The sequence below is a fragment of the Streptomyces sp. NPDC040610 genome (assembly GCF_055594065.1).
Window position 1 is genome coordinate 384,969 of sequence record NZ_JBVIXA010000006.1, and the last position, 9,203, is coordinate 394,171.

Below are 9,203 nucleotides of genomic sequence, written 5' to 3' on the forward strand. Positions count from 1 at the left end.
TTTGTTTGCCTGTTGAGGGGACTGTATTGAGCGACTCCAGCAAGGGCTACATGACCATTCCGCCGTCCGGCGACATAGGGCGAGCACGATTGGAGAAGCAGGCGGACGCCCTCTTGGAGGCGGCCGGAGAAGAGAAGCGGGAAGGCTGGCCCACCCCTTGGCCTGAGCAAGCAGAGACGGAGTTCGAACGGATAGCCGCTGCATACTCCGGAATGCTTTCCCTGGCCGATGCCGCCCTGGCCGCCATGCAGTCTGCCCTCGACCCCGAGGCCGGGCGCAAGGAACTGCGGCGGCTGATGGAGGAGAAGCCCGGGGCCGGAGCGATGCCGACCCTCGGGCATCTGCTGGATGCCCCCTCTGCGGAGACTGATCAGAGAGCGGGCTTCACTGTCCAGCGAAAAAGCTTCCCTCCCGAACGGTGCCAGTGGCTCGGCTGCCACAAGCCGCTCTACACCTCGGAAGGGCCGCGCAAGGCGGGCAGGCCCCGGAAGTACTGCCCGGCCCACAAAGAGGCGTCCAGGGCCCGTACGCAGCGCCTGAGGAGGGCAGGCGTCCACGTGGGCAAGAACAGGAATCTGGTCTACGAGTACGACGGCCTGGAGGGCCAGGAGCTGGACGGCTACCGGGAGGTGTGGGGCCGCCTCAACACCGTGAGAGTCCAGTGACGAACGGCTGTCCCGTGGACCTGAAGCTTTAACCCTGAGCTAGTGGAGGAGTGATCCTCTGGGGCCATGCACACTCGGCGGTGTGCCTCTGGCACGGCCTGGCGGCCGGGCAGTTCCTAAGTCGTTATGAGGCTCTGCGGATACCTAGTTGACGGTTATGTGAGACGTAGAGAAATACTTCCCTCCTTGCCCTCTTGCCAGAGTTGTTCTGATGGGGGGTAAGGGGGGCAGTGTATTCTCTTACGTTTCCTGTCTCGGGTTATTCAACTACCCGCCCCTAGGCGGGACGGTAAGCAAGTAGTTGTCTATATTCGACTAACATCTCCCCCTTAAGGGGGATTGGATAAGTTAGTTGATTGATTCCATTGACCAATAAGTAGATCTAGATTGCTGAATGGTTCAGGAGGTGTCGCCTTGAGCGACATGGAAAACGGTTCTGATTCTGCGGAAGCTGGTGTCAGTTCCTCGGCTGAGGCCCCGGGGGGCGTTCCTTCGGTGGGGGATGCGAGTGCGGCAGAGATGGCACGTACCGAGCTGCGGCGGGAATATGCTGGGAGGCTGGCCCAGGCCGAACTGAAAGCTGAGGCCGTCCGGGTTGGCGTTGAATTCCCCGCTGGATTTCTTGACTTTCTGGATGCTTCCAAGCTGCTTGGAGAAGACGGTAATCCCTCGGATGAAGTGATCGCAAAGATTATTGGGCTCGGCCACCCTCCAGCCAAGAGTCCGGTACACGTATCCCTTGATATACGTCATCGACCGTAAGGAGTATTCACATGGCCTTCAGCTACCAGAATAACGCAACTCACAGTACTGTTCCTGAAATCTGGAATTCCGGACTGCTGACCCAGTTCGACCCCCTTCTCGTCTGGGCCTCGCCGCTCGCCACGAACCGGAAGTACGAAGGGGATATCAGGAAGAAGGGCGATACGGTCCACATCAACTCGCTCGTCAGGCCGTCGATAGGCGACTATAAGCTCCCCGAGGGTATGACTGCGACTCGACCGGAGACGGTAGACCAACGGCTACTGATCACAGAAGCCAAATACCTCCAGGTTCTCGTTGAGGACGCCGAGAACGTTCAGGGGGTCAAAGCGCTTGGTGCGCCGATTAATCAGCAGATGATCCGTGCTCTGGCACGCGAAGCAGACACTTTCATGGGAACCCTGATCGCTAAAGGTGCGTCCCCCCTTCCGTCCGTCAAGGTAACCTCCGGCAACATCCCTCAGAGTCTTTACGGGACTATCCTGGATATGATGCTGGCCCTGGATGAAAACGACATCCCGAACGATCGGCGATATGTGGTTGTCTCGCCGAGGGTGAAGCGGTACCTCGTGGAGCACCCAGCCATTGCGAACGCTGCCGCCTACGGGGAGCCTGGCGTAACCACTAACGGCGTCGTGGCACGCTTGGCTAGCTTCACAGTTGCCTCAACCACGGCCATGCCTGCCGGTGCCGACATCGTGGCAGGGCACAGGGAGTTCGCCACCTTCGCCTCCCAGTTCACCGGATTCCGTGAAGGCCAAAGCGAGCGTTTCAGGGCCGACTACATCGACACCTTGCACCTGTACGGCGGGAAGATCGTGAGGTACCCGGAACTCGACACCAAGAAGGCAGACAATACCTTTGATGAGTCGAAGCCGACTAAGGGAATCGTCAAGGCCGCTGTGGAGTGGAGTGCCTGACGTCCTGTGAGGCTTGCCCGGGGCCCCGTACAAATAGTCGGGGCCCCGGCCGGCCAGTGCTGCCAAGGAACCCGTCGACTCCCGCGGCCTGGTCCACGTCGAGCTGCTGCCTGCCGGGTCACGATGACCACCTCCAGGCCCTGACTCTCGGTCTGGAACAGCACTGCTGTGGATCTTGGTGGATAACTCCGGGGCTGTGGACAACTTCGTCACCCTCCTGAGGGAGGGGAAGCCGACTGTCGTTCTGGCAAGAATCGTGGCTCTGCCTCGATGTCAGGGCCCCTCCACACCAGGGCTTGGTCCTAACCGTCCACTTTCTGTTACCCGTTTGGCGAGGCCGGGTCGGAGAACAGGTACGTGACCGCGTTGACCGACTCGGGGGTGAGGGTGAGGAAATCCCAGAGCATGTCTGCGTCAGGGAGTCCGGATTGCGGGTTCCTCTTTTGCATCGCCTTCATTGTCTCACTTCCTCCGCCCTTTTCCTCGGTCATTTGGATGAGCATCTCGACGACGACATCTGGTTTTGCACCGTCGATTCTCACTGAACTCACTTGCCCTAGGCCGACTTCCTCCAGCGAGAACGACTGGCCTTCCTTGAGGGCGCGAGTCTCGGAGTGCCCTTTGAACCCCGGTGCACCGTAGAACGTGATCTTCATTTCCCTCGTCCCTTGCTCCGGCGTGGCAACATCGCCGAACGGCAGGATGATGCCTGCCCTCTCGGAAGACACCTTGACGCTTCTCCCCGCCAGCTCACCCGTTCGGCCTACGCCAGGTACTGACCATGGACCGTTGGTGAGCTACTGAACCGGAGGATCAAACTCGGAGTAGTTCACGGAGGCTACACATGCCTAGGCAGAAGACGGCGAAGAGTAAGCGCTCCAAGTCGGGAACAGCGAAGAAGACCTCTCCGTACAACCAGTTCATGAAGGACGAGGTGCCCAAGTACGAGACAGGCCACCCCGGGGTTACGCACAAAGAGGCGTTCAAGAAGGTCTCGGAAATGTGGAAGGACGCCAAGGAGAATCCGAGCAGGTAGACAGTGCGGCACCGGGATAGTCGGTACGCGCATACAGCAAGGCTGCCTATCGGCACCCTTGACCCTGGACGGGACACGACCTAGACCCCGGCCCTCCCTTAGGGCCGGGGTCTTCTGCTGTATCGACAGCATTGAAGAGATCGACTCAACCAACATCCCCCACCTTCAGGGGTGGGGTTGGATCAGACCAGTTGTTGTCTGTAGTAGATCGGCCGGGGTATATAACCCCGGCCGTCATCAATAATGTACGTGTCCTCTGATGAGCACTGGGACAGGCTGTGACGCAGGCAACAGAGATGATGATTCCTCACTGCCCTTGAGCTGTTCAGGTGACCTTCGATCCCCGCGACTTCTCGTAGGCGTCACGGATGTGCGCCGAGACCCGGCCGCGGTCGCTGACCTCGTAGCTGTTCTCTCGCGCCCATGCGCGAATCTCCGACGTGTCCTGGCTGCCGCCCCCGGCCTTACTCCCCTTGCCCTTGGCCCCCGAGCCGCCACGAACGCGGCGCGCACCCTTCGCATGGAAGTAGGGGTTAAGAACCTCCAACAGCTTGTCGTAGTTTTCAGGGGTCAGGTCGATCTCAATGCCTGCCCCGTTGACGAGGATGGTGTTAGTGGTGATCTCGTCCGACTCTTCGCCGCTCAGGTCATCTACGAGCGTCCTGACAACTTTCTTGGCCATGGTCGGATCGTAAACCCGTTCCTCGGCTGTAGCCACTCGGCGTCTGCGGCGAAAAATGATGAAACCCGTACACGGTCGAAGAACAGCGCCCCTGCGGTCCTCGCATAAATCTAGCTATTGCATAACCCCCGTGCGCAATGAAATAGATTAACTTTTCCGAGATCTCACATTCATCATTTCGTTATCATCTGATGCTGAGATGAGTGGAGTTTAGATATCCCGCTCACAGGGGCGGGGTCAGCAGCCGTTGAGAGCACTTCTCCGGCCGTCAGTGACTCGCTCTGCCTCATCAGCCCTGGGGGGACTGTGCGCACAACAGTTCAGGTCATCAGCTATGTGGAAAAGGTCGTCTGTGACGGGTGCCTGTCCAAGGACGGAACCCAGATAGAAGCGACCGAGACCTTGAATCTGGGTGACCGCTCGTGGGACCTGTGCCTTGAACACTCGGTGCGCTTCTCCCGGTACCTCGTGGACGCGTTGGGCTCCGGCCTGCCGGACACCGTGGCAGAGCCTGAGGCGGACGCTGAGGACGTTGATGCGCCGACGGCTGCTGAGGCCGAGGAGTCGAATGCGGATGAGGACCTGACCGACTACGTCTCTCGGATCACCGACAGCCGTAAGGCCTTCAAGGGCAAGCCGCTGAAGGCTGGCACTCAGGCCGCACAGGCTCAGTGGTCCAAGCACCGTGAGCGGCTGGCCTCGCTGCCGGACAAAGAGCGGGCCGACTACGTGAAGTGGTGTGCGGCAGAGGGCAAGGACGTCCGGCTGACGGCCTCGCACGTGGAGTTCCGAGGCTTCATGTGGGCCAACTTCCCGCACATGGCCAGGGCCTACGCCGACGCCATGCGCGGCAGACCGCAGCCTCATCAAATCAACTCGCCCGAAGGACAGGCAGCATGAGCACTCCCGATTTCTCCACGATGGCCACGGGACACATCAGGGCCGTGGTGTCCTCGCTCGCCCCGCATGTCGAGTGGTCCCCTGTCGGGCTGCTTGGGGGCCTGCTGTGTGCCTTCTCGGCGATGCTGCCCGACACTCGTGTGCAGCGTGGGTCCGGCTCGATGCCTTTGATGCTGCATGTGCTGTTATGCGGCGGCACGGGTGAGGGCAAGGGCCAGTCGTGGGGTATCGCTGAGGCCATCGCTCGGGACGCGAACCGCACCTTCATGGCGGGCAACGTCATCCACGGTGTGGTGGGTGGAGCGGGCGTCATTCAGGCTGTGGACGACTGCGGCGAACAGGCCCTGATTGTCGATACCGAGTACGCCCGCGTCCTGCGGGCCGGACGCCGACAGGCCAACCTGTCACAAGTCCTTCGTGATCTCTGGGACGGTGCCCCCGTGGCCACGTCTAGAGCCAAGGACCCGATTCAGGTCGACCGTCCGCGCGTGGCGATCATGGGGCACGTCACGCCCGAGGAGTTCCGGGCCAACCTCACCGGGACCGATCGGGACGGCGGCTCGTACAACCGGCTGCTGACCCTGCCCGTCTCTCAGGTCCGCTGGCTGAGTGAGCGGGAGCGCATGCCCGCCCACCTGATCCCTGAGGCCGGTGAACACTTCGCCAGGGCCCTGCGATACGGGCAACGGGTCGATACGGTCACGCTCGCTACGGACGCCTACGACGTGGCCGACACGATCCGGCACGACCTGTTGAGCAAGGCCCGTGAGTCGGAAGATCTCAGGCCGTTCGCTGCCCGTTGTAATGAGCAGGTGCGCCGTATCGCTGCCCTGTTCGCGCTCTTCGACCTGCGGCGCGAAATCACCCCTGATGATCTGCGCGCGGCGGCCTGTCTGGTCGCCTATGCCATGGAGACGGTGGAAGCCATCGCCACCGGCAGCGGGGGCAGGGCCAGCAAGCGTCAGCCGCTCAGTCTCGCGGAGAAGGTACGCGCCCGACTGAACCTGTTCGGCGGCTCCGCCCGCTCCTCACAACTCCTGCCCTACGTCGGAGCATCGGCCGCTGAGGTCAAGGCCCTGCCCGGCATCGTCGTCACACAGGAACACAACGGCGTCGGCCGACCGGCCGTTGTCTTCTCACTCGGTGGCGACAGTTCGGATGATGATCCGTGCACGGAACCTGGGACGGTTGAGGTCCATGCTGAGGAGGCGCCGGAAGTGGTTTCGATGGACGTCTACCGTCCGGCACCCGCTCCGGCCTCGGAGCCCACACTCAATCCGAAGCGCCCGGAACCACTCGACGCCAACCCCTTCCGAGCACTCCTCTAACCAACCAAAGAAGCGCCCCGGCCAAGATGGCCGGGGCGCTCTTGCTCTGCTTCGGCTCTACTCGGCCCGCTCGACCAAGGCGACCGATGCGCACAGGCGTCGGAACCGGCTGTGCTGGGTCCGGCCGGTGTGGCTCATACACTCCACATCCACGGCCGCGCCCTCCCTCGAAGGCGCGGCCTCCCAGCCGCACGTCAGGCACTTCGCCTCGAACGTCACCTCTGTGTCTGGGTGCTGAGTGATCCGGTGCTTCACATACCGCAGGGCCGTGCGGGTCATCGTGCGCGCTCCCCCTCATCAGGTGTGGGTGGTCGTCCGTAACCGGTTCATCTCCCGCCCCTGATGGCCCCAAGTCCCCGCACGTTGCGGTTGTGCTTGACCAGGGCAGCGAGCTGGATCTTCTCCCTGTCGTTGGCAGGGCGGACAGCCACGGCCCGGGTGTGCCAGCGGAGCCCGGACGGTCGTTCCAAGGTCACCTTGGTGCCGCGCTGTTCCTGCACGACGCCGACCAGCTGACTGCCCCTGTCGAACACCGCCATACCCGGCTCCCAGGCATTGGGTTCGACCGGCCTCGGTTCACCTGCGTTCGTCATCCTCACGCCTCCGGACTGCTCGTGATCTGGTGACTACCGTGCTGCCAGACACGAACTCGGCCCAGGGACAGGGTGGGCGAGCACTCAACTCAGGTAGGACGCCGTGTCCTGGCTCAGGTGTCGATCTCCAGGCGGACGGCCAACTCAGCGATGGGGGAACTGCGTCGCCGTTGGCGTTCCCTCAGCTCCGCTACCAGGTGTCGGGACGTGGAGTGGTACCGCATCCACTCAGGAGCCGTGCGCTCAGCCGCGAGCAGGGTCCTAGTCGCCTCGAAGTCACGGTTCATCTCTGCGTAGGCCAAGGCGACGTCCAGGTGATGACGAGCGAGCCAAGTGGGAGGGAGCGTAGCCACGTTGGTGATCCGCTTGGCATGGCTCAGAGCCTTGTCCGGCTTTCCCATGTCTACGTACGCGTTCACCGCCGCTACCCCGACGTTCGTGGGGCCGAAGGGCGTTGCGTAGTCGAGTCGGTCTGCCCCGACTCGCGCAGCCGCCGCCGTGGCGAGCGAGAGCAGGTCCTCCGCTGTATCGGACCGTTCGGCCCGGACTGCGGCGCTCGCGCCCCGAAGCAAAAGAATCCCCCACAACGACAAGTCGATGGGGGCCGAACGGAAACCGGGCTCGATGCGCTCCGCCATCCGAACAGCGACACCTTCGGCATCCGCTACGCGCCCCTGCTTGGAGAAGATCCAGGAGAGCGTGGAGACTCCGATGATCTCCAGACGTGGATCGTCCGACTGCTTCGCCGCCTCCATTGAACGTTCTAGAGCGGTGTAAGCAGCATCTTCCTTGCCGAACGCGGTGAGTGTCGTGGCGGCCACCTGGTAAGCCTCAGCCAACACCGCGTATGCCGCTGCTCGATCTTCTCCGGTGTACTCACGGACGGCAGCACGGGCATCGGCAAGGAGCGTTGGCAGGATAGCCGTGATCTTCCTCAGCTCGCCCTGGCGGCGGATACGCTCAGTGCTCCGGATGCTGTCCCGTAGTTGGGCGATTGTGGGGACTGGGATGTCCTCAGGATCGCCGACTCCCGGAAAGTTCCAGAGTGGTGTCACTGCCTGCCGCAGAGCAAGCAAGCTCGGCGGCTCCATGCCGTTGCTCGGCTCCAGCACTCTGGGGGCTCCTAGAAGGACGGATGTCTCCACGTCCAGGGCCCACGCCAACTTGTTGAGCGTGCCCATGCGAGCCGTCATCCGCTGGTTCTGCTCCAGCTTTCGGACCGTGTCCACGCTGAGATCCGCTTTCTCAGCAAGCAACTCCTGCGTCAGGCTGCGGCGCAACCGCAGCTCAACCAGCCGATCCCCAAGTGTTGTCGCCATGGCCCTGCCTGTCGGGAGAGTGAAGCGCCTAGGGCTACGGTACGCCCACGCTGGTCCGGCTGGACTGCACTCCAGGCCCCGTTGGCAACGTGACCAACGCATGACCAACAGCGGCCGGGAACAGGCAGAAACAGCAGGTGAAGGTGACCAACCTCCGTAGGGCTGAAGGGCGTTCGGAGGGTGTATCGCCGCAGGTCAACAAACGAATGAGCTGGTGTCCGAGAGGAGAGTTCAAGTCCCCCCTCGGACACCAGTAAGAACCAGCAAGAACAGCCCCTCCTCAGGGGCTTTCTTCATGTCCGGCCCCGTTCCGGCTCCCCCACCCGCGGATTCCAGGTCTGCTCAAGGTTCGTTGCACATCGGTCGTGCACCTTGAGGTGCTGTGCCACCTCATCTCCGTGGATCAGGAGGGAACCATGTCCGGACTGCGTCACCGCATCGGAGCGGCCGCTCTCGGCATCACGGTCGGCTGCACTGCCCTCGTCGCCGCGCCCGCGGCCGCGGGCGCGCACGGGAGCAAGGCTGAGGACTCCGGCTTCGCGGCCCAGGCGCGCCGTGCGGGCCTCGGCGCGCAGCGGGCCGAGGCGCTTCAGCGCAAGGTCGACGGCTATCTCGCCAAGGTGCCCGACAGCCGCCAGACGGGCGCCAACACCGTGGCCTTCCCCGGGGGCCACGTCACCGTGGGTGTACCGGGCGAGAAGCACGCCCGGGACCTGCGCGACCCGCTCCGGTCCTTCGCCGACTGCGGGACCGCGCTCTGCGGCTGGGAGAACTCGGATCGCACCACGGTCTACGTCTGGGAGGGCTGCTGGAAGCACGACGTCCGCCACCTCAACGGTCCGGGCGTCTGGTGGAACGCCCAGCGCGGCCAGATGCGGGCCCATATGTACGGAGCCCAGGGGAACCGCATCTACACCACGCCCAACGCCTACTCCGAGGACCTGACCGCGAACTGGTCGCCCGTGTACTGGCTCAAGCCGTGCGTGGCGCCCAGGTGA

General features: G+C 62.9%; 12 protein-coding genes. 7 read left to right on the top strand and 5 right to left on the bottom strand.

What is annotated here, in order from left to right; translation table 11 throughout:
- Positions 1–26: 26 nt before the first annotated feature.
- From ACZ6AA_RS23115 to ACZ6AA_RS23125, 3 genes are all read left to right on the top strand, one after another.
- Complete coding sequence (locus tag ACZ6AA_RS23115) at positions 27–665, top strand: hypothetical protein (RefSeq protein ID WP_471459673.1); 639 nt, start codon at positions 27–29, stop codon at positions 663–665.
- A gap of 423 nt (positions 666–1,088) precedes the next feature.
- On the top strand, positions 1,089–1,427 hold the full coding sequence (locus ACZ6AA_RS23120) for a hypothetical protein (protein WP_471459821.1): 339 nt from the start codon (positions 1,089–1,091) through the stop codon (positions 1,425–1,427).
- An 11-nt stretch (positions 1,428–1,438) separates the two neighbouring features.
- Positions 1,439–2,347: a hypothetical protein gene (locus ACZ6AA_RS23125; RefSeq protein WP_471459675.1), complete on the top strand. Its 909-nt coding sequence runs from the start codon at positions 1,439–1,441 to the stop codon at positions 2,345–2,347.
- 320 nt (positions 2,348–2,667) lie between these two features.
- On the opposite strand, the gene ACZ6AA_RS23130 is transcribed toward ACZ6AA_RS23125, so the two are convergent.
- Positions 2,668–3,075, bottom strand: coding sequence for a catalase (locus ACZ6AA_RS23130; RefSeq protein WP_471459677.1), 408 nt, complete (start codon positions 3,073–3,075; stop codon positions 2,668–2,670).
- Positions 3,076–3,191: 116 nt separating this feature from the next.
- Here ACZ6AA_RS23130 and ACZ6AA_RS23135 point away from each other — a divergent pair, with 116 nt between their 5' ends.
- On the top strand, positions 3,192–3,383 hold the full coding sequence (locus ACZ6AA_RS23135; protein ID WP_471459679.1) for a hypothetical protein: 192 nt from the start codon (positions 3,192–3,194) through the stop codon (positions 3,381–3,383).
- 325 nt (positions 3,384–3,708) lie between these two features.
- On the opposite strand, the gene ACZ6AA_RS23140 is transcribed toward ACZ6AA_RS23135, so the two are convergent.
- Entirely contained in the window at positions 3,709–4,065 is a 357-nt protein-coding gene (locus tag ACZ6AA_RS23140; protein ID WP_471459681.1) for a histone-like nucleoid-structuring protein Lsr2, read from the bottom strand.
- 306 nt (positions 4,066–4,371) lie between these two features.
- Here ACZ6AA_RS23140 and ACZ6AA_RS23145 point away from each other — a divergent pair, with 306 nt between their 5' ends.
- Positions 4,372–4,965, top strand: a complete 594-nt coding sequence (locus ACZ6AA_RS23145; protein ID WP_471459683.1) for a hypothetical protein — start codon at positions 4,372–4,374, stop codon at positions 4,963–4,965.
- Complete coding sequence (locus tag ACZ6AA_RS23150; RefSeq protein ID WP_471459685.1) at positions 4,962–6,293, top strand: DUF3987 domain-containing protein; 1,332 nt, start codon at positions 4,962–4,964, stop codon at positions 6,291–6,293. Before ACZ6AA_RS23145 ends, ACZ6AA_RS23150 begins: the two co-directional genes overlap by 4 nt.
- A gap of 57 nt (positions 6,294–6,350) precedes the next feature.
- On the opposite strand, the gene ACZ6AA_RS23155 is transcribed toward ACZ6AA_RS23150, so the two are convergent.
- The 3 genes from ACZ6AA_RS23155 to ACZ6AA_RS23165 all read right to left on the bottom strand — a co-directional run bounded on the left by ACZ6AA_RS23155 (position 6,351) and on the right by ACZ6AA_RS23165 (position 8,205).
- Positions 6,351–6,572 carry a DUF7848 domain-containing protein gene (locus ACZ6AA_RS23155; RefSeq protein WP_471459687.1) on the bottom strand — a complete coding sequence of 74 codons (222 nt, stop codon included), beginning with the start codon at positions 6,570–6,572 and terminating at the stop codon, positions 6,351–6,353.
- A gap of 47 nt (positions 6,573–6,619) precedes the next feature.
- Positions 6,620–6,832: a hypothetical protein gene (locus tag ACZ6AA_RS23160; protein ID WP_471459689.1), complete on the bottom strand. Its 213-nt coding sequence runs from the start codon at positions 6,830–6,832 to the stop codon at positions 6,620–6,622.
- Between the two features lie 167 nt (positions 6,833–6,999).
- On the bottom strand, positions 7,000–8,205 hold the full coding sequence (locus ACZ6AA_RS23165; RefSeq protein WP_471459691.1) for a helix-turn-helix domain-containing protein: 1,206 nt from the start codon (positions 8,203–8,205) through the stop codon (positions 7,000–7,002).
- Between the two features lie 416 nt (positions 8,206–8,621).
- On the opposite strand from ACZ6AA_RS23165, the gene ACZ6AA_RS23170 reads away from it, so the two are divergent.
- Positions 8,622–9,203 (top strand): peptidase inhibitor family I36 protein, encoded by a 582-nt coding sequence (locus tag ACZ6AA_RS23170; protein WP_468452944.1) that lies wholly within the window; start codon positions 8,622–8,624, stop codon positions 9,201–9,203.